Origin of the sequence: Bradyrhizobium sp. IC3123, assembly GCF_020193625.1 — a bacterium.
In the GTDB taxonomy this organism is placed as follows: domain Bacteria; phylum Pseudomonadota; class Alphaproteobacteria; order Rhizobiales; family Xanthobacteraceae; genus Bradyrhizobium; species Bradyrhizobium yuanmingense.
The window spans coordinates 193,016-218,869 of sequence record NZ_JADYVF010000013.1 but is presented as its reverse complement, the minus strand read 5'-3'; the positions used below and the strand labels follow the sequence as shown (position 1 = coordinate 218,869).

At 66.2% G+C, this 25,854-nt stretch carries 21 protein-coding genes; 7 read left to right on the top strand and 14 right to left on the bottom strand.

Annotated elements, in window-relative coordinates:
• Positions 1-213: flagellin N-terminal helical domain-containing protein (locus I6F20_RS31440; RefSeq protein ID WP_443110872.1), on the bottom strand; the 213-nt coding region annotated here is incomplete at its 3' end.
• 320 nt (positions 214-533) lie between these two features.
• Here I6F20_RS31440 and flbT point away from each other — a divergent pair.
• Complete coding sequence (gene flbT / locus I6F20_RS31435; RefSeq protein WP_036015664.1) at positions 534-974, top strand: flagellar biosynthesis repressor FlbT; 441 nt, start codon at positions 534-536, stop codon at positions 972-974.
• Between the two features lie 72 nt (positions 975-1,046).
• On the opposite strand, the gene I6F20_RS31430 is transcribed toward flbT, so the two are convergent.
• The 9 genes from I6F20_RS31430 to I6F20_RS31390 all read right to left on the bottom strand — a co-directional run bounded on the left by I6F20_RS31430 (position 1,047) and on the right by I6F20_RS31390 (position 14,715).
• On the bottom strand, positions 1,047-2,543 hold the full coding sequence (locus I6F20_RS31430; RefSeq protein ID WP_225129439.1) for a pyridoxal phosphate-dependent decarboxylase family protein: 1,497 nt from the start codon (positions 2,541-2,543) through the stop codon (positions 1,047-1,049).
• Positions 2,540-3,793: an ATP-grasp domain-containing protein gene (locus I6F20_RS31425; RefSeq protein WP_225129437.1), complete on the bottom strand. Its 1,254-nt coding sequence runs from the start codon at positions 3,791-3,793 to the stop codon at positions 2,540-2,542. The genes I6F20_RS31430 and I6F20_RS31425 overlap by 4 nt, the downstream gene beginning before the upstream one ends.
• A 1-nt stretch (position 3,794) precedes the next feature.
• Positions 3,795-5,423, bottom strand: coding sequence for a hypothetical protein (locus I6F20_RS31420; protein ID WP_225129435.1), 1,629 nt, complete (start codon positions 5,421-5,423; stop codon positions 3,795-3,797).
• 10 nt (positions 5,424-5,433) lie between these two features.
• Positions 5,434-6,216, bottom strand: coding sequence for a hypothetical protein (locus I6F20_RS31415; protein WP_225129433.1), 783 nt, complete (start codon positions 6,214-6,216; stop codon positions 5,434-5,436).
• 73 nt (positions 6,217-6,289) lie between these two features.
• The gene (locus I6F20_RS31410) at positions 6,290-8,173 is read right to left on the bottom strand and encodes a flagellar protein (protein WP_225129431.1); all 1,884 of its coding nucleotides are present in this window, start codon (positions 8,171-8,173) and stop codon (positions 6,290-6,292) included.
• Positions 8,174-8,194: 21 nt separating this feature from the next.
• A complete protein-coding gene (flgK, locus tag I6F20_RS31405; protein WP_036015649.1) occupies positions 8,195-10,078 on the bottom strand; it encodes a flagellar hook-associated protein FlgK in 1,884 nt (627 codons plus the stop codon).
• Positions 10,079-10,112: 34 nt separating this feature from the next.
• Positions 10,113-12,365, bottom strand: a complete 2,253-nt coding sequence (locus I6F20_RS31400; protein WP_225129429.1) for a flagellar hook-basal body complex protein — start codon at positions 12,363-12,365, stop codon at positions 10,113-10,115.
• A 292-nt stretch (positions 12,366-12,657) separates the two neighbouring features.
• Positions 12,658-13,170: a peptide-methionine (R)-S-oxide reductase MsrB gene (msrB, locus tag I6F20_RS31395; RefSeq protein ID WP_036015643.1), complete on the bottom strand. Its 513-nt coding sequence runs from the start codon at positions 13,168-13,170 to the stop codon at positions 12,658-12,660.
• Positions 13,171-13,257: 87 nt separating this feature from the next.
• Complete coding sequence (locus I6F20_RS31390) at positions 13,258-14,715, bottom strand: NAD(P)/FAD-dependent oxidoreductase (protein WP_225129427.1); 1,458 nt, start codon at positions 14,713-14,715, stop codon at positions 13,258-13,260.
• Between the two features lie 93 nt (positions 14,716-14,808).
• On the opposite strand from I6F20_RS31390, the gene I6F20_RS31385 reads away from it, so the two are divergent.
• Entirely contained in the window at positions 14,809-15,345 is a 537-nt protein-coding gene (locus I6F20_RS31385; RefSeq protein WP_225129425.1) for a SixA phosphatase family protein, read from the top strand.
• 55 nt (positions 15,346-15,400) lie between these two features.
• The gene (locus I6F20_RS31380; protein ID WP_036015633.1) at positions 15,401-15,826 is read left to right on the top strand and encodes a universal stress protein; all 426 of its coding nucleotides are present in this window, start codon (positions 15,401-15,403) and stop codon (positions 15,824-15,826) included.
• A 259-nt stretch (positions 15,827-16,085) separates the two neighbouring features.
• On the opposite strand, the gene I6F20_RS31375 is transcribed toward I6F20_RS31380, so the two are convergent.
• Positions 16,086-16,322 carry a DUF1127 domain-containing protein gene (locus tag I6F20_RS31375; RefSeq protein ID WP_036015631.1) on the bottom strand — a complete coding sequence of 79 codons (237 nt, stop codon included), beginning with the start codon at positions 16,320-16,322 and terminating at the stop codon, positions 16,086-16,088.
• A gap of 186 nt (positions 16,323-16,508) precedes the next feature.
• Between I6F20_RS31375 and I6F20_RS31370 the strand changes: the two genes are divergently transcribed.
• Positions 16,509-17,852, top strand: coding sequence for an aminotransferase-like domain-containing protein (locus I6F20_RS31370; protein WP_225129423.1), 1,344 nt, complete (start codon positions 16,509-16,511; stop codon positions 17,850-17,852).
• Positions 17,853-17,910: 58 nt separating this feature from the next.
• Here I6F20_RS31370 and I6F20_RS31365 read toward each other — a convergent pair whose 3' ends face one another.
• A complete protein-coding gene (locus I6F20_RS31365; RefSeq protein ID WP_225129421.1) occupies positions 17,911-18,492 on the bottom strand; it encodes a hypothetical protein in 582 nt (193 codons plus the stop codon).
• A gap of 76 nt (positions 18,493-18,568) precedes the next feature.
• Here I6F20_RS31365 and I6F20_RS31360 point away from each other — a divergent pair, with 76 nt between their 5' ends.
• Entirely contained in the window at positions 18,569-19,003 is a 435-nt protein-coding gene (locus I6F20_RS31360) for a hypothetical protein (protein ID WP_036015623.1), read from the top strand.
• Positions 19,004-19,007: 4 nt separating this feature from the next.
• Here the strand turns inward: I6F20_RS31360 and I6F20_RS31355 are convergent, their stop codons facing one another.
• Both I6F20_RS31355 and I6F20_RS31350 read right to left on the bottom strand, forming a co-directional pair.
• Complete coding sequence (locus I6F20_RS31355) at positions 19,008-21,407, bottom strand: bifunctional diguanylate cyclase/phosphodiesterase (RefSeq protein ID WP_225129419.1); 2,400 nt, start codon at positions 21,405-21,407, stop codon at positions 19,008-19,010.
• Between the two features lie 213 nt (positions 21,408-21,620).
• Complete coding sequence (locus tag I6F20_RS31350; protein WP_036015620.1) at positions 21,621-22,127, bottom strand: YciE/YciF ferroxidase family protein; 507 nt, start codon at positions 22,125-22,127, stop codon at positions 21,621-21,623.
• Positions 22,128-22,557: 430 nt separating this feature from the next.
• Between I6F20_RS31350 and I6F20_RS31345 the strand changes: the two genes are divergently transcribed.
• Positions 22,558-23,640 carry a lysylphosphatidylglycerol synthase transmembrane domain-containing protein gene (locus I6F20_RS31345; RefSeq protein WP_225129418.1) on the top strand — a complete coding sequence of 361 codons (1,083 nt, stop codon included), beginning with the start codon at positions 22,558-22,560 and terminating at the stop codon, positions 23,638-23,640.
• 99 nt (positions 23,641-23,739) lie between these two features.
• Entirely contained in the window at positions 23,740-25,686 is a 1,947-nt protein-coding gene (locus tag I6F20_RS31340) for an SGNH/GDSL hydrolase family protein (RefSeq protein ID WP_225129416.1), read from the top strand.
• Positions 25,687-25,854 lie beyond the last annotated feature (168 nt).

The following is a 25,854-nucleotide window of genomic DNA, read 5'->3' as shown; positions in this document are numbered from 1 at the left end:
CACGCCGTTGGCGATGCCGTCGAGCAGGTTGTTGATGTCGCTGGCGCGGTTGTCGAGCGACTGGGCCGTGAAGAAGTTGGTGGGATTGTCCAGGGCCGAGTTGACGCTCTTGCCGGTCGACAGACGGTTCTGCGTGGTGGCGAGAAGATCAGCGGTGGACTGGAGGGAGAGCAGGTTCTGACGAACCGATGCGGAGAGGACGATGCCTGACATGACTCTGTTACCTTTCTGGTAAACGACGCTACTGTTACACGTCTGCTTGGATCGCGATGGACCCAGCGACGGCGGACCGTGCCGCCGAGACCTCTAACGAAACATGAAATGAAACCCGCGCTTTTGCCCGGTCACACGTGATTCGGCCTCGGAAGCGACGCGCCTAGCAGCACCACCGCGCCAATCCTGTCCTTGAAAGCATTGAGCTTTTTGGCGGGCATGGCTCAAATTTACAGCTCGTTAACTAGTTGCGAGCGAGAATCACGTCCTGATAGGCCGCAACGAACGCTCGGTTACGAAAGCGTTGATGGAGAACAGGAATGGCCCTCAAGGTCGAGCTCAAACCGCACGAACGCATCATCGTCGGCAATTCCGTGATCACCAACACGGACCAGCGGGCCCGCCTCCTGATCGATGGCGAGAACGTGCCGATCCTGCGCGAGCGCGACATCCTCACGCCGGAGACCGCCGACACACCCGCCAAGCTCGTCTATCTGGCGGTCCAGCTCATGTACATCTCCCCGGATCCGCAGACCCAGCACGGCACCTATTTCAACCTGGTGCGGGACATCGTCACCGCGGTGCCGAGCTCCTGGCCGATCATCGAAGGCATCAACAACAACATCTTGAACGGCGACCTCTACCGAGCGCTGAAGGAAGCCCGCAAGCTGATCGCCTATGAGGAGAAGCTGCGCAACCAGTTCGAGGCCACTCATCCCAAGGCGGCAGCCGACAAGGACGACGTCAGCACCGCCGCCTGATACACCGTTCGCAGCACCGACAACGGCCCCGGATCGCCTCCGGGGCCGTTGTCGTTTCAGACGTTCGTCAAGTTATTGCGCTACGAGCGGTGGCGCGTCGACTTCGATCACTCCGCCGCTCCGCTGTCCACCGAACTGCAGCACGGCTGCGACCAGCGCATCGATGTCCGCCTCCTCGGTGCGGTGATTGACGATCGCGGCGCGGATCGCGAACTTTCCGTCCAGTGTCGTGCTCGATGGCGCGGCGATGCCGGACTCCTGGACGTCGGCGACGATCTCGCGATTGACCGCATCGCCGCTGCGATAGCGGAAGCAGACGATGTTGAGATTGACCGGTGCCAGCAATTCCAGCCGCGGTTCGGCCAGCACACGCGCCTCCAGGTATTTGGCGAGCGCGCAGCTTCGTGCGATTGCCCGGCCCAGCCGGTCGGTACCGAACGTCTTGAGCGTGAACCACGTCTTCAGCGCACGAAAGCCGCGCGACAGATCGGGGCCGAGATCGCAGGGCCAGACCGCGCCCGCCGCAAGCCCCCTCGCCTCGCGGCTCAGATAGGCCGCCGGCTGCGCGAAGGCCTGCCGATGCTGCTCGCCGTCGCGCACCAGCAGGAAGCCAGCGTCATACGGCACCTGCCCCCATTTGTGGAAGTCGAGTGCGATTGAATCCGCAAGCTCGATGCCGCCGAGCAGCGGCGCAAGCTCCGGCGACAGGATTGCGAGCGCACCGAAAGCGCCGTCGACGTGAAACCAGATTCCTTCCTCGCGGCACAACGCAGCGATCGCCCTGAGGTCGTCGATCGCCCCGATATCGACCGTGCCGGCGGATGCGACCACCAGGAAAGGCTTGAAGCCGACATCGCGATCGACGGCGATCTGTGCGCGCAATGCGGCAACGTCGATGCGATGATCGGCATCGACGGCGATCTTGCGCAGCGCATCGGTGCCGAGCCCGGCAATGTCCATCGCCCTCGAGATGCAGCCATGCGCTGCCTGCGACGTATAGGCCGTGAGCAGCGCACCATCATTGCCGATGCCGTGCTGCCGCGCCAGCGTGCCGAGCGCGGTGGTGCGCGCCACCAGCACGGCCATCAGATTGGCCATCGACGTGCCGGTGACGAAGATGCCGCTCGCGCTCTCGGGAAAGAGGAACAGGCGGCGCATCCAGTCGACGATCTGGCGCTCCACCTCGATCGGCATGTGGTCGCGTCCGCCGAGATTGGCGTTGAGGCCGGCCGCGAGCATCTCCGCGAGCATGCCGACGGCGGTGCCGCCGCCATGCACCCAGCCCATGAAGCCGGGATGGACGTTGCCGGTCGCATAGGGCGCAACATGCTCGGAGAATCCGCGATAGACCTCCGCGAGGTCGCTCGCCTCGCGCGGCACGTCCGCCCTGAAGGCCGCGCGCACGTCATCGGGAATCGGCCGCCAGACGGGGCGCGCCCGAACGTTGGCAATGCCGTCGATCGTCTCGTCCAGCATGCGGTGGGCCAACGCGCGAAACTCGCTCCAGTCCTGCGGATCTAGCGGGGTATTCGCGACGGAGCTTTGCGTATTGCGGATGATCTCGTTCATGCTGCGCTCTCCGCGCCCGTCTTCGCATGCCGCAACAGCATCGCCGTGAACGCGGAAAAGATCTTGCGCATCTGCGGCGGCTTGTACGGAAACACGACCGGCGAATCCATGTTGTGCACGACGGCGGTGTTGTCGGCCTCGAACACAAGAAGCTCGCCGTTCGCGTTCTCGGCGCAATCGACGATGAAATAATCGAGGCCGACGCGCCGGCTCATCTCCTCGATCGCGTTTCTGTGGCGCTCGCCGAAAGCATGATCGAAGTCGCGCATGAAGACGGCTTCCTCGGCCCGCTTCTCTTCGTTGAAGGCCATGTAGGCGTTGAGATACCAGATGTCCCAACGGTCGGCGATCGCCATGTGGCACGCGTACGGTTTGCCGTCGACCATGGCGAGGCGATACTTGCGGTAGAGCCCATCGGGGCTCACATAATCGACGAAGCGTGCGACGAAGAAGTCCTGCTCTTTCCGTTCGGCGAGATAGGCCGCCAGAGCCGCCGCATCGTCGAGCTTCGCGAGCCCGACGCCGGCATGCGAGCCGCGCGGCCGTGCGATCATCGGAAAGTGCAATTCGCCTGCGATGTCCTCGCATGCGATCCGCGCCTGCGCGAGGTCCGACAATTGCGCGCGCGTTGCATGGATGGTCGCGGGAATGTCGAGGCCGGGCACGTCCGTTAGCAGCCGATACAGCTTGTCGCGATCGAGATTGCCGATGCGATCGGGTCGATTGAGCAGCGGCCGCGGCCAGTGCGGCGCGGCCCCTTCGATCAGCGCAAGCGCCTCACGGCATTCCTCGGAATCGGACGCGACCACGATGGCCACGTCGTGCTCCGGCAAGGTCTCGGGCAAACCGACGCCCTTGATCACGTAGAGAGTCAACAGCTCGACATCGGAGCCCTCGAGCAGGAAATCAATCGGCGTGTTACCGCCCATGTCGATGTCGGCTGCAAGCGCGAGCAGGCGCAAGCCCGGCTTCGGGCCTGCGCCGGGCGTTCGGAACAATTGATGGAAGGCCAGCACCTCGGACTGGATCGCAAGCCCCCGATCCTTGTCACCCAGCAGCTGGGTGATCAACGACAGGTCCAGCCCCTCGCCCGCAAGCGCGGTCCCCGCCGCGATGCGCGCGACGAGCTGATCGCGCAACGGATGCAGATCGACGCCTTCGAAGGCCCGGCGCGTCAGCTGCGCAAAGCCGATGCGGTCGGCATAGTTCGCCGCGGTCAAGCCGATCGGCGCGGAAACCGGATGCTGCATCTCACACCTCGAACGCGGGCTTTACCGACACGGCCGCCGCTGCGCCACCGGCGAGCAGCAGCTCGATCTTCACCAGGACGTGGGCGATCTGGTCGAGAAGGTGCTGCACGTTGCGCTGCGCCTCCGCCCTGTCCGGCGACCAGGCCTCAGTCACGAGCCGCGCGCCGACGCAGAGGCGCAGCACGGCCTGCGGCGTCTCGTCCTGCCGCTCCAGCCGCACCGGCTGGCCGATCAGGCAGCGCCGCGCGGCGACCTGACGGTCCTCCGTGCTGCCGTTGATCTCTTCGCTGACATCACGCGCCAACGCGCGATGAACAGAAGCGGTCTCGGCAACACAAACCGGCTTGCCGTCGCGCAGCAGCGTGAACGGAAAGATGGTCGGTTGCGCGAATTCCTCGTCGTCGATGCCGGCCACATGGGTCGCGGCCGAAACAGCGTGCAACGACGGCGACAATGCGATCATGCTGTCGATGCCGGCAGCGAGCTCGGCGAGCATCCCGGCGCGGAAGGCTCCGGGCACGCCGTAGTAGCTGCCGATCTCGGTCAGCGCCGCCTCCCAGCGCAGCCATTGACCGAAATTCGGACGGCGCTCGAAGCGCGAACGCAGCGCCGTCCAGGCCATCGGCCAATCGCAGCGGCCGGCGTAATCACGGATTCCAGATGCGATCCCCTCGACGCGATCGAGCGACCGCGACAGGCCCTTCGGCACCAGCAGTGCACCGCTGAAGGCAGGTCCGCCGAAGAATTTGGAGCCGGTGATCAGCACCATATAGCCGCGGTCGAGATAGGAGCGCAGCCGCCGGCGGCCGAGCCGGGCCTGGCAGGCGTCGACGACGATCTGGACTTTGCGCGGCCAGCGCCGCGCGATCTCGTCGAGGCAGGCCGCGCTCGGCGCACGCCATCCGAGCTTCGAGGAATCCATGATCTGGAGCAGCACGGGCGCGCCTTGTGCGATCGTGGCCTCGACCGCATGCAGCACCGCTTCATCGGCATCCGTGCGCATCGCGATCCCGGCCCCCGGCGCGCGCAACGGCAGCGAGATGCCGGCGCCGGCGAGCCCCGCGACCGCGCCGTCCTTGCGAACCGCAAAGCCGCTCGCCGTTAGGGTGCTGAAATGATGTCCACGCGCGGTATGGGCCGTGCCGCTGCCGGTCTGGTCGGCGCCGACCACGATCGTCACCGGCCGCGCGCCGAGCATCGTGCGCGCCAGGAACAGAGCGTGGAGCTGGGAGTCCGTGCCGGACGGCGAGAACACCACGTCGACGCGCGGCGAGAGCTGGAGATGACCGCGCAGCTCGTGGCGCATGTCCTCGCAGCGTGCATCGAAAGCGAGCTCGACCTCGTCGAGCAGGCATTTGTGCATCAGCTCTTCACGCGCCAGCGCGGCGCGGTCATAGGCCGCCTGCGAGATCGTCGACGCGGTCGAGGAGGCGAAATTCCACACCTCCGGCTCCGGCGAAGCCGGGCAGCCATAGGCGTTGGCGCGGCCGGTGGGATCGAGCGCCAGGCGCGGATCTCCGCCGGAAACGAGCAGCGTGTCGAGCGGCGTGAAGAGGTCGCGCAGGCGATAACGCGAGCCGCCGTCGGCGGCGCGTTGCATCTCGGGCCGAGGGGATGGGCCGCCGCTCATCCCGAAAGGCTCACGCCGCGGCATCGGCCGCCGCAGGCGCAGCTGCGAATTGCGAGGCGATGTCGCCATGGAACACCGACGGCCCGACGTGGTCGAGCGGGCTCTGGATGTCGGCCCAGATCTCGCCGCCGATATCGGTCCAGCGCTTGCAGAAGGCGAAGTCCTCGGACAGATAGGTGCCGGTCGCCGGATCGATCATGCATTCGAACAGCGCGAACCGGTTCCGGCTCGCCGCCAGCGCATCATGGGAATGCTCGCGGAAGAACTGGAGGTTCGCGTAGTCGGGGTGGCGGCACATCGCCTCCAGCACGTGACGCCGGATCATCAGGAAGCCGGTGCCGGCATAGCGCACGCGGGTGAATCCGTTGACCACCACGATGCGGTCGGGATCCTCGATCTCGAGCACGTAGTCGAGCGAGGCGGCCGGCACGTCGCCCCGACCCGACTGGATCGCCCGCGCGGCCTTGTCCCAGTTGACCCGCTTGATCGGATAGCAGCCGGCGACGACGTCCGCGCCGCATTCGATCAGGCGGAACACCTGCTCCGGCTTGAAGCCGATATCGGCATCGATGAACAGGAAATGCGTCGCCTTGGGATCGTCCAGGAACATCGCGGCCAGGTTGGCCCGCGCACGGGTGATCAGCGCGTCGCCGTCGCGCAAGAGAACCTTGAGATCGAGATTGGACATGCCGTGCACGGCCCGCTGCAACGCGAAGATCGAGCTCGCATAGATGCTCGACACCTGCCCGCCGAAGCAAGGCGTCGCCACCACCAGCTGCATCTTGTCCGACATCGACCGCTCCGCCCCCGCTTGCAATCCTCACCAAGAGGTAAACAGGCATGGTTAACGGCGTCTTAACGCTTCATTACAGGAACTTGACGAGCGAGAGCTGCGCCAGGTTCGAGGTCACCTGGTAGGACGCCTGCAGGGCGTTCTGCAGCGCCAGGATCTCGCTCGCGACCTGGTCGGGCGAAGCCGATTCCGCCTGGTCAATGATGGTCTGGAGCTGCGCCTTGGCCTGGGTCTGGCGCGTGCTCGCGTCCTTCATCGTGTTCTGGGCCATCGCGATGTCGGTCTGGATGTCCTCGATGCGCTGCTGTCCGGGCTGCTGGGTCAGCGCCTGGGTCACCCGCAGGCTGAGCGCCGAGACCTGCCCGCCCGAATATTGCCCGGTCGGCGAGGTCGAGAAGGTGCCGAACACCGCGATCGCCTGCAATTGCCGGCGGATCGCATCCTCATTCGCCTGGGCGCCGTACTGCACCGTCACGGCATCGTCGACCCGCGCCATCGCGGTCGAGCGCGCCGAGCCGGGCCCGTCATTGCCCAAATACCATTTCACCGTATTGGCCGAGCCGTTCACCAGCGTGGTCGCCGAGCTCGCAGGCGAGGAGCCGACGCGCAGCGGCGGCTGCGTGGCGGTCACCGGCGTCGAGCTGAACCCGAGCGCGCTCAGCGCGCCGGTGTTCGACGTCGTGATGTTGAGGCTCGCCGCATCGTCGGTGTTGATCGTGATCGAGCCGCCATGGACCGTCGAAGGCTTCGAGGTCCCGGTGATCGCGTCGACCTTGCTCAGCAGGGTCTGGATGCTGTCGGTGACATTGAGCTGGTTGCCGGTCGCGCCCGAGGCCACGAAGGTCAGCGTGGTCCCGTTGACGGTGATGGTATCGCCTGCGACGAAGCCCGGCGAGATCGAGTCCGAGGGGCTCGCGCCCGATAGCGCCGTCGCGCCGGTGACCGGGGCCGCCGGCGCCATCTGGTTGTTGACGGGGGTGCCGATCGCAGAGCTCGCGGTGTTGAAGAAGTTGTCGCCCGCAACGATCGCCGATGCCGCCACCAGCGAGGTGTTGGCGAGCTTCTGAATCGCGGTGTTCAGCGCCGTGTTGAGATTCGCAGCAGTATTGTTCGGGTTGACGGGCGTGCTCGCATCGATCGCGAAGCTGCCGAGCGGCGTCGGCGTTGCCGAGGACGCCGTCAGGTCGATCTGCTCGGTCGTGCCGTCCGGCAGGGTGAACTGAATGCTGAGCTTGTCGCCGTTGTTCGGATTGACGCCGTTGAGATCGACCGAGAACGACACCGGCGAGCCGCTCGGGCCGGTGACGGTCGCGCCTGTCAGCGTCGAGGACACCGCCTTGATCTTGAGGCCGAACGGCGATCCGGCGACGTCCTCCGACACCTGCACGGAGCTTGCCGTCGGCTGCGTCTGCACCAGGCGGCCCATGCCGCTGGTCCCTAGGTCCGCGGCCTGGCGCTCGGCCATGACGGTCTTGAAGCCGGCCTGTGTCGTGGTGCCGTTAATGATGTCGCCGGCATCGGCGACCGACTGGGTATTGACTGCCGTTCCGGAGAACAGATAGCGGCTGCCGGTCTGCGTGTTGAGGACACCGACCATCGAGCCGAACTGGGCGGCGGCGGTGTTCTGGGCAATCGTCTGGCCGTTGACGTTGAGATCTTGCGCGGTGTTGGCGGAGCCCGTTTGCACCGTACTGCGGATCTTGGTCAGCGATTGCAGCGCGGTGTTGGCGAGGTTGATGCTGACGTTGACGTTGGTGATCGTGTCGGTATAGCCGGCGATGTTGGAGAGCTGCGCGCGCCCGGCGATCGCAAAGCCCTCGTTCGTCCCCATGCCGGCATAGTTCTGCGACAGCTTGCCGGTCGAGAGCTGCGTCGAGAGGTCGGTGAGCTGCTGATTGATGTTGCGGATCTGCGCGCCGAGGATCGACGAGGAGTAGTTGATGCTGCTGATCGCCATCTTTCGGAGCCCTGTTACTGTTTACAATTGAGCCTGGATCAACGTGTTCATCATGGTCTGCACCACCGACATGACATGGGCGTTGGCGGCATAGGCATTCTGAAGCTGGATCAGGTTCGACATCTCCGAGTCCAGGTTGACCTTGGAGGTCGAGTCGAACTTGGCCTGGAGCGTCGAGACCACGACGCTCTGGCCTTGCTGGAGCTGGGTCGCCTGGGTCGCGGCGTTGGCCTGCACGCTCAAGAACTGCTGGAGGAAGTTCGAGACGCTGCCGGTGAAAGGCTGGCTCGCCGAGCCGAGGCCGCTCTGCGGCGAATAGGAAAACACTGCACTGGTGAGCTGCGAGTAGAGATAGTCCGAACGCGTGGTGTCGCCTGCGGGCGTCACCGGCGAGGTATTGTAGACCGACATCCGGGTCGGATCGGTCACGAGCTGCGTGTTCACGGCGATGCGCCCGGCAAGACCGGTCATCTGCGAGCCCGACGCCGTGATTGCGCCGGTGTAGAGCGCCTGCCCGCCGTCGGTGAACAGCGGCAGCTGCGGATTGCCCGAGGTCAGCGACGAGATCGTCTTGGTGGTCGAGGCCGAACCGACCTTGGCAAGCCCGGTGTTGTCGTCGGTCACCCGCAGCGTCGTGGCGGTCGCCGGCGACGGGGCGGCGGAGAACGACAGATGCGTGCCCGACAGCGCGGTGTTCAGCGCAGAGGCGATCGCGCCCATGCCGCCGGCGAAGTCGACGCCGATCCGCATCGGGTTGGCGTTGGTCGCGTTCTGGAGCGGCAGCGCAGCGGGGTCGGTCACGTTGACGAGCGTGATCTGGCGCTGCGTGTTGGTCGCCGTGTCCGTATAGGTGATGTTGACCGTGTTGCCCGGCAGCGCACCGGCGAGCTCGAGATCGAAGCCGGCCGGCGGGCCGGTGACCGTGCTGCCCGTCGTGGTCTTATCGGACAGCGCGCTCGCCATCGTGGCGGCGAGCTGGTCGATCTGGTTCTGCGCTTGCACCAAAATGTCGTCGCGCAGCTTCAGGTCGGCCGCGATCTGGCCGGACGACACCACGTTGTTGGCGACGACGTCGACTTGCGAGCCGTTCGGGAGCTTGATGTTGAACGCGCCGACGCCGGACTTGGCAGGGTCGATGTTGTAGAGCGACGTTGCCGACAGCGCGCCGGCGGAGGCAAAGGAGAATTCCGAGGCGAGCCCGGCGCCGACCAGCTGGATGCCGGTCGTGGTGTAGATGTTGGCCTGGTTCGAATTGTCGGTGGTGACGCGGACGTCGACATATTTCGACAGCGTGTTGATGGCTTGGTCGCGCTGGTCCATCAGCGTTGCGGCCGAGGGATCGTTGGCCGATAGGCCCTGGAGCCTGGTGTTGATGTCGGCGATCTGCTTCATGGCCGCATTGGCGGCCTGCGCCGAATTGCTGAGATCCTGCTCGACGTTGGAGCGCAGCGACTGGATGCCCTTGGTGGTGACGTTGAGCTGCGTCGCGAGCGCCTGGGCCGCCCCGAGCGCGACGGTCTGCGCCGACGACGCACCCGAGCTGGTCGACAGCGCCTGCAGCGCCGTCGTGAACTTGTTCAGCGCGCTTTCGAGCGTGCCGGAATTGCCGGGCGTGCCGTAGACATTCTGAAGCTGCTTCAGGATGTTGGCCATCTGGTCGGCGTAGCCGCCGCCGCCGGTCTCGGTCCGTAGCTGGTTCTGCACATAGGTGTCGAGCAGGCGGCTGACGCCGGTCGTCATCGCCGTCGCGCCGAACTCGCCGGTGGTGACCTCGATCTGGTTCGGCGTCTGGACGACGTAACCCGGCGTCTGCGCATTGGCGACGTTCGAGGAGACGATCGAGAGCGCGGCCTGGTTGGCACGCAGACCGCTCATCGCGCTGGCGAGGGCTGAACTCAAACCCATATCACTGGCCCGCCTTTGTTACGTCACGCGCCGATCAGCGCAACACGTTGAGGAGATCCTGCACCATCGAGTTTGCCGTCGTGATCACCTTGGTGTTGGCCGAATAGGCCTGCTGGGTCACGATCAGCTTGGTGAATTCGTCGGCGATGTCGGTGTTGGATCCCTCCAGCGACGAGCCGCTGATGGTGCCCGAAGCGCCGTCGATGGCGTCACCCGATTGTTCGGTCGCGGCATAGGCGCCGCCGTCCATCGCCTTCAGATAATTGGTGCCGTTGAAATGCGACAGCTGCACCTGCGCGAGGTTGAGGTTCTGGCCGTTGGAGAAGGTGCCGACCACCACGCCGTTGTTGTTGACGGCGACCGATCGGAGCTGACCGGCGGCGTAGCCGTTCTGGGTGATGGTGTTGATCGTCACCGCGCCGCTGGTGCTGGCATATTGCGTCAGCCCTCCGGAGGAGATGTTGAAGGCGACGGAGCCGAGCGACTGGCCGCTGACGGTGACATTGTTGATGGTGATGCCCGAGCCGCTCGGCGAGGTCAGCGAGCCGTCGGCGGCAAAGGTGAAGGTCTGGCCGGTGTTGACCCAGCCGACCGTCGTGCCGGTCGCGTTCGGGTCGGTCTGGTAGAACAGGTTCCAGCTGTCGGAATGACCCGCGCCCAGCGAGGCGCTGTCGGTCTTGGCCCAACGCAGTTGCAGGTTCACCGGCGTACCGGCGGCGTTGTAGGCGGTCACCGCGCCGCCGCTGATCGATTCCTTGGTGAAGGTGGCGATGTCGTTGCCGATCACGCCGCCGGTGCCGGCCGTGCCGCCACCCTCGCGATTCCTGGTGATGGTCGAGGTGAAGCCGAGCGCGGAGAAGGCCGCGCTGTTGGAGCTGGAGACCGTCAGGTTGGAGACGGTGCCGGTGTTCAGCGTGATCACGCCGCCGCTGCTAACCGACGACCCCGAGGCGCCGGAGAGCGCGTCGATCTTGCCGAGCAGGGTCGTGACGTTGTCGGTGACGTTGATCTGGTTCGCACCCGAGGCGCCCGAGGCCATGAAGGTCAGCGTCTGGCCGTTGACGGTGATGGTGTCGCCGGGGGAAAAGCCCGACGTGAGCACCTGGGCACCGCCGGCGGTGGCCGAGCCGCTCAGCACCGTCGCGCCGGAGATTGCAGGCGAGGACAGCACGTTGCCGCCACGTGTCACGCTGCTGATGCCGAGCGCGGTGGCGGCCGTGCCGCTGCCGATCGCAACGTCCGTGCCGGTGCCGGTCGCGATCTGGATATTGCCGCTGACCGAGAGCGAAGCGGTGACGCCGGCGCCGCCGGCGGTCTGGATCGCGTTCAGGATGTCGGCCACAGTCGCCGTCGTACCCGCACCGAGACCGATCGTGGTGTTGCTGCCGACGGTCGAGACCGTGGTGCCGCCGTTGAAGGTGATGGTGTTGCCGTTGATGGTCAACGTCTGGCCGCTCAGCGCGGTGAGGATGCTGGAGGCGAGATGCGTGCCGGCGGTATTGTCGAGCGACGTGGTCGTCGAGGCGACCGCGGACGAATTGTTCTGGAGCGCAACCGTGCCGGTGGCCGTCGTTGACGAATAGGCCGAGCGGATGTTGCCGGTTGCGGCCGCGCCTGACACGGTCGCATTGGCATAGGGTGCCGGCGGGGTGCCGACCGGCAGCGGGTTGGCGGCGAAATCGGACGGGTTGAGACCGCCGGCCGCGAGCAATGTGCCGGTCGAGGCCGTGGTTTTCGCCACTGTGTTCGGCTGGGTCGGCAGGTTCGCCGCGTACTGGATCGAGGTCGTCGCCTGCGCCGGAATGAAGTTGTTCTGGAATTGCAGGACGTTCGCCACGCTGCCGGTCGGGTTGCCGGTCTTCGGGTCGACGGTGACGCCCATCAAATAATAGCCGGCGCCGTTGACCAGGTTGCCGTTGGCATTGAGCTGGAAGTCGCCGCGCCGCGTATAGTAGGTCACCCCGGTGAAGACAGGCACGTTGTCGACGACGCCGCTCGCCTTCTGGATCGAGAAGAAGCCGTCGCCGGTGATCGCCATGTTGGTGGCGACGCTGGAGGACGAGATCGTGCCCTGCGTCGTGATGGTGGCCTTGGCGTTGGCCTGCACGCCGCCTGCCACCTGCTTGCTCGGGACCGAGGAGTCCGGAATGAGGTCGACGAAGCTGGTGCCGATGCCCTTGTAACCGGTGGTGGATGAGTTCGCGATGTTGCCGGAAATGTTCTGCAGCGCGAAGGACTGCGCCTGCAGGCCACCCACCGAGGTGTTCATTGCATCGAAGATACCCATAACTTTGTCTCCAAATCCGATCTCGGCGGCCGGTCGACCATGGCCGCAATCGGAAAGAGACGTCGCAAGGCCTATGCCAATGCGAGTATCTTCAGGAAATCAATGACTTAATGAAAAAGCCCCGGTCTGACGACCGGGGCACATTTGCCGGGACCGGCAACAATTGCCGGGGCATCCTGTCGTTAGAGGGCGGTGCGAAGCATCGAATCCAAGTGCGCAATTGCGCACCTGAGAACCTCGAGATTCCGGGTTCGGCCCTGCGGACCGCCCCGGAATGACAGGGAGAAAGATCCTACGTCGCCGACGCCGCCGCGGGGTGGAAGACCAAGCCGAAACCGTCGATGCAATAGCGCAATCCGGTCGGCTTCGGGCCGTCGTCGAAGACATGGCCGAGATGGCCGCCGCAGCGCCGGCAATGCACCTCGGTGCGGACCATGCCGTAGCTGCGGTCCTCGGTCTTGCCGACATTGCCTTCGATCGGCGCATAGAAGCTCGGCCAGCCCGTGCCGCTCTCGAACTTGGTCTCCGACGTAAACAGCGGCAGGTCGCAGCCGGCGCAGGCGAAGATGCCCTTGCGCTTCTCCTTCAGCAGCGGGCTGGAGCCGGGCCGCTCGGTGCCGTGATTGCGCAGGATCTCATATTGCTGCGGCGTGAGCTGGGCGCGCCATTCGGCTTCCGTCTTCGTGATCTCGAACTTTTGCGCGGCCTTCTCGCCGGCCTCGGCAGGTGTTCCTCTCAGCCAGCGCAAGGCGGAAAGGCCGAACAGGCCGGCGACAGTCGTGAGCAGGATGCGGCGGTCAAGCATGTCATTCTCCGTGCGCGGGAAGTCCACGCCCTGAGATACGGGCTTCTGCCGGCCGAAGTTACACGTCGGAGCGGAATTTCGCTCAACTTATTGCGAGACGCGGTCCTCGTGCACGACCGGTTCCGCAGCGCCGACCGCGGCTTTCGGCGGTGGCGCCGGCCGGGGTCGCACGCCGGGCGGCGCTCGGCGCGGACCGGTGCCGGCGGCGCGGTTGGCTTCGGCGAGGCGGGCCTCGCGTTGCCTGTCCTTGACCCTCGCGCGCTCGCGATAGCGGGCGAGCGCACCTGCGGCGGCGGAGCTCGCCCTGCCCCAGATCCCGACCAGCTGGCCGGCGACGCGCCCCGTGGCGCCACCCGCCCAGACCAGTACGAACGGCGAGAACAGCTTCCAGCGCTCATCGCCCCGCAAAATGCTGCGCGCGATCATCTGTCCGGCCATGGCGGAGGTGTTCATGCCCTGGCGGCCGAACCCGCTCGCCACCCACAAGCCTTTGCGCAGCTGGCCGATCTGCGGCATGCCGTGCACGGTCTGGCCGGTGGCGCCGCCGAAGATGTCGGTGATCTCGACATTGCCGAGCTCGGGAAAGATCGTCCGGATCCGCCGCTTGATGGCGCCGGCGAAGCGCTGCGGACGCGCGGCCCAGGTGGTCTCCGGGCTCTCCCACATCAGCCGGTCGCCGTCGACGACCCGGAAATGGTCGACGCCGTCGGAATCCATCACCGATCCCTTGAAGGCGACGATCTCGTGCAGGCGCTCGCCGAGCGGCGCGGTCACGCCGGCATAGCGCCAGACCGGCAGCAACGTCTCCGACAGGCGCTTGGAGGGGGCGCCGAGATGAATGTTGCCGGCGAGCACGATGTGGCTCGCCCGCAGCCGCGCCGAGGGCGTGACGATGCGCTTGCGGATGCCGGAATGATCGATGCTGACGACCGGCGTGTCCTCGAAGATGCGGGCGCCTGCCCGCCGTGCCAGCGCCGCAAGGCCGTGCACGTATTTCCGGCCGTCGACCTGGAACGCTTTCGGATAATACACGCCGTGGAAGTAATGATCGGTCTTGAGCGCCTCGCGCACGCGATCGACCTGCCAGCCTTCGACCTCGGTATCGAAATCCTCGTTCAGCATCTGCAGCCGGCTGATCAGCCGGTCGCCGGCATCGACATTGGAGACCTCCAGCACGCCGTCGCTGAGGCCGATCCCCGGCATGCTCTCTTCGCTGGCGTTGGCCCGGACGAACTCGGCGCCCTGCTTCGACAGGGTCCACAATTCGCGGGCGTCCTCCAAGCCGATGCGCTCGATCAGGTCCGTGAGCGGCAGCGCAAAGCCCGGCATCACGGTGCCGAGCTGGTTTCCGGAGGCGTTCCAGCCAATATGCCGGCCCTCGAGCACCGCGACACTGGCCCCGAGCCGGGCCGCCTCCAGCGCCACGGTAAGCCCGGCCAAGCCCGCCCCGATCACACAAATGTCGGCATCGAGATCGAACGACAGCCGCACGCGGTCGCGAAAGCCGGCTTCTTCCTGGGACACGCTTGTGAAAGTCTCGCTCATGCAGTTTTCTTAGAGGACTGTGCGGGCCCTTGTCACCTTGTCCTCAACCGGCGCCTGTAGATTATCCTGGACGTGGAACGATTCGAGAATGCCATGCGCCGTTTGATGCTGCTGCGTCACGCCAAGACCGAGACCGACGCACCGAGCGGCCGTGACCAGGACCGCCGGCTCGACGACCGCGGCCACAAGGATGCCGCGCGGATGGGAGACTGGATCGCGGCCCATCCGCCCTTCCCCGATACCGTATTGGTCTCCCACGCCGTGCGGGCCCGTCAGACCTGGGACATCGCCTGGGAGGCGATGAAGGACCGCGTCCCGGCGCCGCAGGTCGAGGTCCTGCCGGAACTCTATGGCGCCGATCCCGCGCAGATCCTGGACGCCATTCGCACCGCAACCGCCCCCGCCGATCCGAAGCGGCTGCTGCTGATCGGCCACAATCCCGGCATGCACGAGGTCGCGCTCATGCTGATCGGCGGCGGCGATCCCGATGGCGCCAAGGCCCTCGGCGACAACCTGCCCACAGCGGGGCTTGCGATCTTCGACTTTGACGTCAAGGATTGGGATGACGTGGCCTACCGCCGCGGCAAGCTGGTGCTGTTCGTCAGCCCCAAGCTGCTTCGATCGGGCTAGACGCGCGGGCGCCGTCTCGACCGGTTGGTTCAGCCTGGTTCACAGGGAGGCGCAGATGTTCAAGTCCATCCTCGTGCCCATCGATCTCGCCGACACCGATCTCGCCAAGCCGGCGATCGCGACCGCGGCGACTTTGTCGCAGACCTGGAGCGGCACCGTGCGCCTGCTCAACGTGCTGCCGATGACGCCGGTGATGCTGGCCGAGTACGTCCCGGCCGATTTCGACGAGCAGCAGCGCCAGACCTCGGAAGAGGCCCTCGCCATCGTCGCCCGCGAATCCGGCATCGAGCCGTCCCGCATCTCCAGCGTGGTGCGCCAGGGCGGCATCTATCATGAGATCCTGGAGGAGGCCGTGCACGTGAAGGCCGATTTGATCGTGATGACCTCGCACCGGCCGGCGATGCGCACCTATTTCCTCGGCTCCAACGCCGGCCACGTCGTGCGCTACGCCAAGTGCTCGGTGCTGGTGGTGAGGCACTGAAGGGCAGCAGACTCCATCATTGCGAGCGCAGCGGAGCAATCCAGAGTCTTTCCGCGGCAACAGCCTGGATTGCTTCGCTGCGCTCGCAATGACGTAGAGGCAGCTGCGTGCCACACTCGCGCTTCCGTGCCCCGGACGCTGCGCAGCACGAAGTGATGCGCTGCAGAGCCGGGGCCCATGCGTCAGCGAGTGCGATCCGCTGGGTCCCGGCTCTGCGCAGCAGCGTTTCCCGCTGCAGCGCGTCCGGGACAGGCGAGTATCACAGATACCGCGACAGCTCGGTCTTGAACTGTCCGTACACGGCATCCTCGATCTGGCTGCGCGTGATGCCGATGTCGCGCAGGGCGCGGTCGTCGAGCTCGTTCAGGGTCTTGACGGCGGAGCGGCGCTCCAGGCGGTCGAACAGCGCGGTGAGGCGCAGGGCTAGGGCACTGAAAAATCCGCCCGATGAGGATGGGCGTAAGGTCCGCCCAGCAGTTTGCGAGATCGTGGTCATTCTTCTTCTCCGGCCTATCGTCCCGCGCGGCGAAGCAGGTGCCGTTGGCGCGGACGCTTGCTGGCGCCTGCACCTCATTTGCCGTCGGATTGCTCTCGCTCTCCTCGGCCCAATCGCGGAACTTGATGGAACTTAAATGCTCCAGTACACTTCTCGGAGCAAGCAAAACATTGCTCTCGGTGCAATATGTCCAAGTTCGAGTACGTGAAGCTCGCCGATGCCATTGCGGCCGATATCACTAACGGCACGTTAAGACCCGGCGACCGGCTGCCGCCGCAGCGCAATTTTGCCTATGACCGCGGCATCGCGGTCTCGACCGCGAGCCGGGTTTATACGGAATTGCTCCGCCGCGGCCTCGTGGTCGGCGAGGTCGGGCGCGGCACGTTCATCTCCGGCGACGTCAGGCGTGAAGTCGAGACCATGCGCGAGCCGGCCGACGCGCGCATCAATCTCGAGGTCAATTACCCGCTATTGCCGCAGCAATGGGCGATGATCGCCAAGAGCCTCGCGGGGCTCGAGCGCATCGACGCGCTGGAATCCGCGCTGCGCGTTTCGACCAGCACCGGCACCAAGAGCGCCCGCGTTGCCGCCGCTGCCTATCTCGCACGCAAGGATTTTTCGCCGCAGCCCGAGCAGATCTTCTTCACCGCCAACGGCAAGCAATCGCTCGCGGCCGCGCTTGCCGCGCTGGTGCCCACCGGCGGCCGCTGCGGCGTCGAGGCGCTGACCTACCCTTACGTCAAGAGCATCGCCGCGCGGCTCGGTGTGACGCTGGTCCCGATCCCCATGGACGAGTTCGGCGCGCGGCCCGACGCCATCCAGAAGGCCCATCGCGAGGCGCATCTGTCGGCGCTGTATCTGCAGCCCATCATCCAGAACCCGCTCGGCGTCACCATGAATGCGACGCGGCGCGCCGACATCATGCGCGTCGCCGAGAAGCTCGATCTCACCATCATCGAGGACGCCGTCTACGGCTTCCTCGCCGACGACACGCCACTGGCGGCGCTCGGGCCCGACCGCTGCATCGTGCTCGACAGCCTGTCCAAGAAGGTCGCGCCGGGGCTCGCGCTCGGCATCCTCGTCGCGCCGCCTCACTTGCGCGAGAGTGTGATGAGCGCGGTGCGGACCGGCGGCTGGATCGCCTCCGGCCATGCGCTCGCGGCCGGGCAGCGGCTGATGGCCGACGGCACCGTCGCCGAGCTGACCCGGCTGAAACGCATCGATGCCGCGCGCCGACAGCAGACCGCCGCACGGCTGCTTTCCGGCTACCAGCTCGCCGCCGATCCGCGCTCGTATCATCTCTGGCTGACGCTGCCACCGCACTGGCGCTCGCAGACCTTCGTCGCCGCAGCAGCAAGGCGCGGCATCGCGCTGACGCCATCCTCGACCTTCGCGATCGCGCACGGTCATGCGCCGAACGCGGTGCGGCTCGCGCTCGCCCCGCCGTCGCCCGAGCAGCTCGATTCCGGCCTGCGCACCATCGTCTCGCTGCTCGGCACCAAGGAGGACGATTTCGATTCGACGGAGTAGGGCTCTCATCTGACGCGTTTTCTTCACGCGAACCGGACCCACTTCGCTCGCAAACGCTTTAGGGCAGCAGGGCCTTCGGCACGCGATCGAAACTGTAGCTCTGCGGCCGGTTGCGCCGCACGAAGCCGCCGACCTGCCAGGCGAACAGCGCGGCGAAGCCGAGGATGAACAGCACGCCCGCGAGCTCGCCGGTCAGAAGCGCGCGGATCAACAGCCCCGCCATTGCCACAGCGAGCACGGCCAGGAACGCCAGCACCGCCGCATAGGTTTTACGGCCGAGGCCCGCGGTCAGTTCGGCGCGGCTGCCGGCTTTGGCCATCCGCGCATGCAGCTCGATCAGGAAATCGCGAAAACCGTTGTCCTGCGGCGCCATCAGCGCCGCGGTCTGCCAGCTCGTCGACAGGATCGCGATGCGGCCGCCGCCGGCGCGGCTGATATCGGCGCGGAAGCGGTGCTGCTGCATCGACACCGGGCGGAACGACAGCCGGATCGCCGAGATCTCGTCATAGCGCCACAGGCCGGAGCGGCCGGCGATGTGCCAGGACAGCCCCTGCTCCGTCAGCTCGAAGCGATGCGCCGAGCCGATCAACGAGGCCTTGTAGGCATAGCTCGTGGTCGAACCCGCTTCCGCTCCCGGCATGTCGTCAACGAACCCATGGGCGATCGCTTGGGCGATCGGCTTGCGCGATCGCCCCCGGCCATCCTACAAGCGAGACATGGCTGAGACGACCTTTTTTCCGCGCCGCCTGATTCTCGGCGCCGCGATGATCTCCGGTGTGTTGCTGGCGCTCGCGGTGCACATGCTGGGCGCGCGCTACGGTCTCGATCTCGGCCGCCTCTGGCGCTCCGACACGCATGAGTTCATTCCGGCGGGCGCCGCCATCGCCTGGTGGCTGATCGCCACCGTCGGCTTCTCCGGCGGCTATTTCACGGCGAGCCTGATGCAGAGCGCCGTCTCCGGACAGATCCCGCAGCGGATGCGGCAATTCCTGATCGCGGTCGGCGTGCTGCTGCTTGCGGGAGCGGGCCAGGCGGCGTCGGCGCCGAGCCCGATCCCGACCGTCTCGGGCGTGCTCGCCGGGCTTGCCGCCCTGTGTCTCGGCGCCGTGATGGCGTTCTGCGGCGCGCATTTCGCGCTGCGCCGAAGCTGACCTCTCAAGCCGACGCGCGCAGCCGCGGCCGTTCCAGCATGATCGCGACATCCGAGGCGGGCCGCGGCTTGCTGAACAGATAACCCTGCGCCTGGGTGCAGCCCTCGCGCCGGAGCAGCTCGAGCTGCGCGTCGTTCTCGACGCCCTCTGCCGTGGTGACGATGCCGAGGCTGCGGCCGAGGCCGGTCACGGCGCGAATGATCGCCATGGAATCCTCGCGCGTCGCCAGCTCCGACACGAAGGAGCGGTCGATCTTGATCTTGTCGAACGGGAAGCTGCGCAGATAACTCAGCGACGAATAGCCGGTGCCGAAATCGTCGAGCGAGATCCGCACGCCCATGGCACGCAGCTCGTGCAAGGTCGTCAGCGTCGCCTCGCTGTTCTGGAGCAGGACGGATTCGGTGATCTCGAGCTCGAGACGGCGCGCACCGAGTCCCGATATGGCCAACGCCTCTGTCACCGCCGCGATCAGGTTCGGGCTCTTGAACTGCACCGGCGACAAATTGACGGCGACGTCGACATCGTCGGGCCAGGTGGCCGCGTCGGCACAGGCGGAGCGCAGCACGAACTCACCAAGCTGAACGATGAGCCCGGTCTCCTCGGCCAGCGGGATGAAGCTGATCGGCGCGATCAGCCCGCGTTGCGGATGGTTCCAGCGCAGCAGCGCCTCGAAGGCGACGACGCGACCGCTGGCGACCTCGCGGATCGGCTGGTAATAGACCTCAAACTCGTCGCGTTGCAGCGCCGCGCGCAGATCCATTTCCAGAAGGCGCCGCGCCTGCGCACGCGCATCCATGCCGGTCTCGAAGAAGCGGTAGGTGCCGCGGCCATCCGCCTTGGCGCGATAGAGCGCAAGATCCGCGTTCTTGAGCAACTCGTCCGGATTGCTGCCGTCCTGCGGCGACAGCGAGATTCCGATCGAGACGCCGATCACGATCTGATGGTCGTCGATCTGGTAAGGCGCCGAGATCACCTCGACGAGGCGTCCGGCAAGCGATCGCGCGGCGATCTCCTCGGAGCGTCCGATCTGGACCACCGCGAACTCGTCGCCGCCGAGCCGCGCCACGGTGTCCTGTTCGCCGACGGTGGCCTCGAGCCTGCGGCCGACCTCCTTGAGCAGCGCATCGCCGATGGGATGGCCGAGGGAGTCGTTGATGTCCTTGAAGTGATCGAGATCGAGGCAAAGCACCGCGAGCTGGTCGCCCGACTTGGTCTGGCGCAGTCCCTGCTCGAGCTGTTCGTGGAACAGCACGCGGTTCGGCAGGCTGGTCAGCGCGTCATGTCGCGCCATGTGCGAGATCTTGGCCTGCGCCTCCAGCCATTCGGTGATGTCCTCGAAGGTCGCGACCCAGCCGCCGCCCTGCATCGGCTGGTTGACGACCCGGATGGAGCGGCCGAACCGGTTGACGACGTCGGTCGTGGTGCGGCCCTCGCGCGCGTCGGCGACGAGGCGGGCGAAGAATTCATCGGCGTCGCCCTGCCATTGGCCCTTGGCCTGCTCTTCCCTGAGCACGTCGACCAGCAAGCGGCCGGCGAGCGGCACTTCGGTTCGACGGAGCATCGCGGCATAGCGCTCGTTGAACAGGATGATCTTGCCTTCCGCGTCGAACATGCACAGCCCCTGCGACATGTTCTCCAGCGCGCTGTCGAGCACGATCTGCTGGCGGCCCAGTTCGCCCTTGGCGCGGCGGTCGAGCAGCGCGGCCACGAGCGCAATCGCGATGATCGCGACGGCGGCGCCGGCAGTCAGGAACGACAGCGAGGCCGGCGGGACCGAGAGCCCGCTGATCGCGATCGTCGGGTCCGGCGTCAGCAGCACCGCGCCCATCGCGGTGAAATGATGGGCAACGATCGCGAGCGTCAACAGAGCAGTCGCGCTCAGCGCATGCCGAATGCCGTCACCTCGCGCGGCGACGAACAGCGCGAGCGCTGCGAAGACGACGCCGAACAGCACCGAGGCGGCAACCGTGCTCCCGATCCAATCCAGCCGTGCCGGCATCTCCAGCGCCGCCATGCCGGTGTAATGCATCGCCGCGACACCCAGGCCGACGATGGCGCCGCCGACGACGATCCACACCGGGCGCGAGGACGCCACGGCGATGCTCAGGCCCACGAAGGTCAAGGAGATCGCAAGCATCAGCGACAGAATTGTCACCGGGATGTTGTAGGCGCCGGCGCTCCCGGGGCCATAGGCAAGCATCGCGATGAAATGCGTCGCCCAGATGCCGCATCCGCTCACGGCCGCATCCAGGGCGATCCAGGCCAGACGCCCGGCTCCGTGCGTCGCGCGTGCGCGCTGAAACAGGCTGATCGCCGCGGCGCTGGCGAGCAGGCACACCGCGCCCCCAAGGGCCACCAGTCGCCAGTCATGCTCGTCGGTGAGACAGTAGAGAACTTGATACATTGCCGGCCCCTATCGACCCGCACTTGAGCCGACAGTGGTGGACGATCGGTAACCGGCTACAAACCTGCTCCGGAAGTGGTGAATGGAAGATGAGCGAGTTCGCTCACATTGCTGATCCTCGCGGCGGCGCACCGAAGCAGCACCACGGCAGCGGGAAGCGAACAAGCACAAGCGCCGCGCGGACCGTCGCGCGGCGCTCGTAGTTTCCTCTACTCAGCTCGCCGCGCGCAGATTCACCTTGCTCTCGGCGAGTGTCGTCAGCTTCTGGTCGGTCGCCTTCTCCTCCTCGAGCGTCTTGGCAAGCACCGCCGCACAATCGTTGCGGCCGAGCTGCTTGGCCCAGGCGATCAGGCTGCCGTAACGGACGATCTCGTAATGCTCCGCGGCCTGCGCCGCATTGATCAGGGCCGCGTCGAGCACCGCCTTGTCGGCGACTTCGCCGGCGGTCTCGTCGGCTTCCTCGATGATGCCATCGATCGCCGGGCAGTCGACCGCCTTCACGGGGACGCCGTGCATCTTGAAGACCTCCTCGAGCCGCGCAACGTGCTGCTTGGTTTCCTCGAGGTGCGTCAAAAAGCCCTGTTTCAGCTGCGGATCAGTGGCCTTGGTCGCCATCTTCGGCAGCGCCTTGGTGAGCTGCTGCTCGGCGTAATAGATGTCCTGGAGCTGATGTACGAACAGGTCGTTCATGGTCTTGATGTCTTTTGTGAACAGTCCCATCGTTCCGATCCTCTCGGGTCTTGGGAACACGGAGGCGCCGGCTTGCACGAAAAAGCCGCGTATTCCGCCATGTTCGATTGCTGATGAAGGCTAACGACCACGCGGCATCGACGTTCCAAAAACGCCGATACGGCTCTGCGTTGGAACAATGCGGACGGCGCCGGGATCTGAGATCGTATCGGCACGGTGAGCGCGCGGATGGAGCCTGGTTTCGCGACTCATATGCTTAACGCGCCGCCGATATGAACCGCGTATGACAAAGTTGCCCGCCGAACGCAGAACCTATTGTTGTCAAGGGCTGCACAAGCCGCTGATTTTGCCTTAAATGAGCTGGATCATGCCTAGCGATCGATGCCTGCCTTTTGGCCGTGATCGCACCCGACCGGCCAATGTCTGGCCCGGTCGGTCTTGCCCCCCGCCGGGAGGATGAATGCACGGACTGCTGCCCGCGTTGAAACGCGGCTTCAATAGATGGATCGGCTGGCGACGGCTCGGCGTCGCCGCGAGCATCTTCATCATCGCGTTTGCGATCACCACGCTGGTGCGGACGCTCAAGGGCATCGATACCGGGGTCATCCTGACCGCGTTGACGGAGATTCCCCGCGGCAACATCGGGCTGGCGGCGATCTGCGTCTCCTTCGCGTTCTGTACGCTGACCTTCTACGACTATTTTGCGCTGCGAACGATCGGCAAGAAGCACGTGCCCTATCGCATCGCGGCGCTGTCCAGCTTCACGTCCTATTCGATCGGGCACAACATCGGCGCCACGGTCTTCACCGGCGGCGCGATCCGTTTCCGGATCTATTCGGACTACGGACTGAACGCGATCGACGTCGCGAAGATCTGCTTCCTGTCGGGCCTGACCTTCTGGCTCGGTAACATCTTCGTGCTCTCGATCGGCATGGCCATCCATCCGGATGCGGCCTCCTCGATGGATCAGCTGCCCTCCTCGCTCAACCGGTTGATCGCCCTCGGCGGCCTCGCATCGATCGGCGCGTATCTGGTCTGGCTCTGCATGGGCGAGAAGCGCCGCGAGCTCGGCCAGAAGGGCTGGAAGGTGGTGCTGCCCTCGGCGCCGCTGACCTTGGTGCAGATCCTGATCGGCGTCGTCGATCTCGGCTTCTGCGCCACGGCAATGTACCTCTTGATGCCGGCCAACCCGCCGATCGACTTCATGTCGCTCGCGGTCGTGTTCATCCTGGCGACCCTGATCGGCTTTGCCAGCCACGCGCCGGGCTCGATCGGCGTGTTCGATGCCGCCATGCTCGTGGCGCTGCCCCAGTTCGGCCGCGAGGAGCTTCTGGCCACGCTGCTGGTGTTCCGTATTCTCTATTTCGTGATCCCGTTCGGCCTTGCCATCTCCATCATGGGCACGCGCGAGCTTTGGACGAATGTGGTCGCGCCGTGGCAGGAGCGGCGGCGGCTGGCGGAAGCCTGCGCGCAGGCCAACCTGCCCAAGGAGGTGACGCCGATGGAGCGCGAACGGCTGCTACGGCGGGCCAGCAAGCGCTGAGCCGCCGACGCCACCTCCGCAATCGTCGGGCAAGGGTTGCAGGCCGCGGCACAATCCTCTCTTATTTCCGCCTCAACTTTGCCGTTGAAGACGCGGGCCATGATTTCCGTATTCCTTCGCACCCTCTCGGCCGGCGCCGTGCTGCTTGCCGGCCTCCTTGCTTTGCCCGAGCGCGCCGCCGCGCAGGACGCCGGCACCATGCAGATCAGCTGGGAGGTGCGTAACCGCTTCCGGCTATTCCGCGAGGAGCGCGACTTCCTGCTCCATGTCGAGAACGCGCGCAACCGCAGCATTCTGGCCGCCGAACAGTCCCTCGAGCTCCAGAGCGAGGGCCGCGGCTGGGCCCGCAACATGGTCAACCGGCTCTGCATCGACCTGCAGGGCCGGGTCAACCAGCCCTGCACCCGCGACAACGTCAAAGAGAACTACATCACGCCGATCGACCATCCCGTGACGGTGCGCCTGACCGGCGCGGTGCCGGTCGGCGCCACCTGCGCCTGGTCGTTCGATGACGGCGATGGCCCGCAGAGCTCGACCTTCGACTGCGCCGAGCCGATCAATTTGCGTGTCCGCTACGGCAAGCCGACGGTTGCGACCGTCGATGTCTCGGCCGGCTCCGATCCGACCCAGCGGATCCAGACCGAGATCCAGGTCCGCGACATCTTCATCGCAGGTCTCGGCGACAGCATCGCCTCCGGCGAAGGCAATCCGGACCGGCCGCTGGCGCTGTCGGACGAAGGCTTCTGCTTCCGCTCCTATCTCGGCACCGCCGGCGCGCAGTACTACCGGCCGAGCCGCCACGGCTTCAAGGGCGGCCGCGCCTGCGAGGCGCCGGATACGCTCGCCAACTGGCAGCGCTACAGCGCGCTCTGGTTCAATGCGCCGTGCCATCGATCGCTCTACAGCTATCAGGCGCGCACCGCGCTGGCGCTCGCGGTGCGCTACACCCACATCGCCGTGACCTTCCTGCCGCTCGCCTGCACCGGCGCGAGCATCGGCGACGGGCTGCTCGGCTCGCAGCGCGCCCGCGAATGCCCGCCCGGCAAGACCGGCGTCTGCAACACCAGCGTGAACGCGCAGGTCGCCGAGCTGCGGGAAGCCGTCACCGCGGCGAAGAAGCGCCAGCCCGATCGCACGCTCGATCTCGTGCTGCTCTCGGTCGGTGCCAACGACGTCTATTTCTCCGGCCTCGTCGCCGACGTCATCGTCGAAACCGCGACCGAGCGCGCGCTGTTCCGCCGCTCCGGCGTGTTGGCGAGCGTCGACGATTCCCGCGATGCGCTCCAGCGCGAGCTGCCGCAGAATTTCGTCAAGCTGCGCGAGGCGCTGAAGCCGCTGGTCGGCGGCGACCTCTCGCACGTGGTCTATGTCTCCTATGCCAACCCTGCGCTCGCCGACGGCGGCGCGCCCTGCCGCGGCGGCCGGGCCGGCTTCGACATCCACCCGTCCTTCAATGCCGATCCGCAGCGCCTTTCCCGCGTCTCCGCCTTCGTCGACAGCGAATTCCTGCCGCAGCTGAAGGGGCTCGCCACCTGCACCCGCGGTGCGCTGTGCCGCGATCCCGAAGCCGACCGCATGACCTTCGTCGATGCGCACCAGGCCGCGTTCGCCGAGCACGGCTTCTGCGCCCGTTCCGGCAACGATCCCGAATTCGACCGCAGCTGCTTTGCCGCGAACGGCCAGAGCTTCGATCCCGACATCGTCAGCGCGGCGAGCCAGCCGATGCTGTGCGGCCGCGGCGCCTCGGAGTACCGCGCCTACCTGCCCCGCGCGCGCTGGGTCCGCGACGCCAATGACAGCTATTTCGCCGCGATGACCTATCCGCAGGGCCTGCCGGCGGCGAGCCAGCCGACCGACATCCACGATGCGACCTGGGGCGTGCTCTCCGCCGTCTATGGCGGCGCGGTGCATCCGAGCGCCGAGGGCCATGCCGCGATGGCCGATGCGGCGCTGCCGGCGGCGAGCGCCGTGCTCGGCCTCGACGCCGTGCCGCCGAACGTGACGCGCGGACTGCTGCCGCAGTTGCTGCCCAGCGCGCAGCAATAGCGCGCGCTGTCTCCACACACTCACCGTCATCGCCAGGCTTGACCGGGCGATCCAGTACTCCGTGACAGCAGTGATTGAATCGAGACGCCGCTGCGTACTGGATTCCCCGCCTTCGCGGGGAATGACAGCGGTGGTTTGATAGGGTTTCCCAACACCGATCATCCCCCA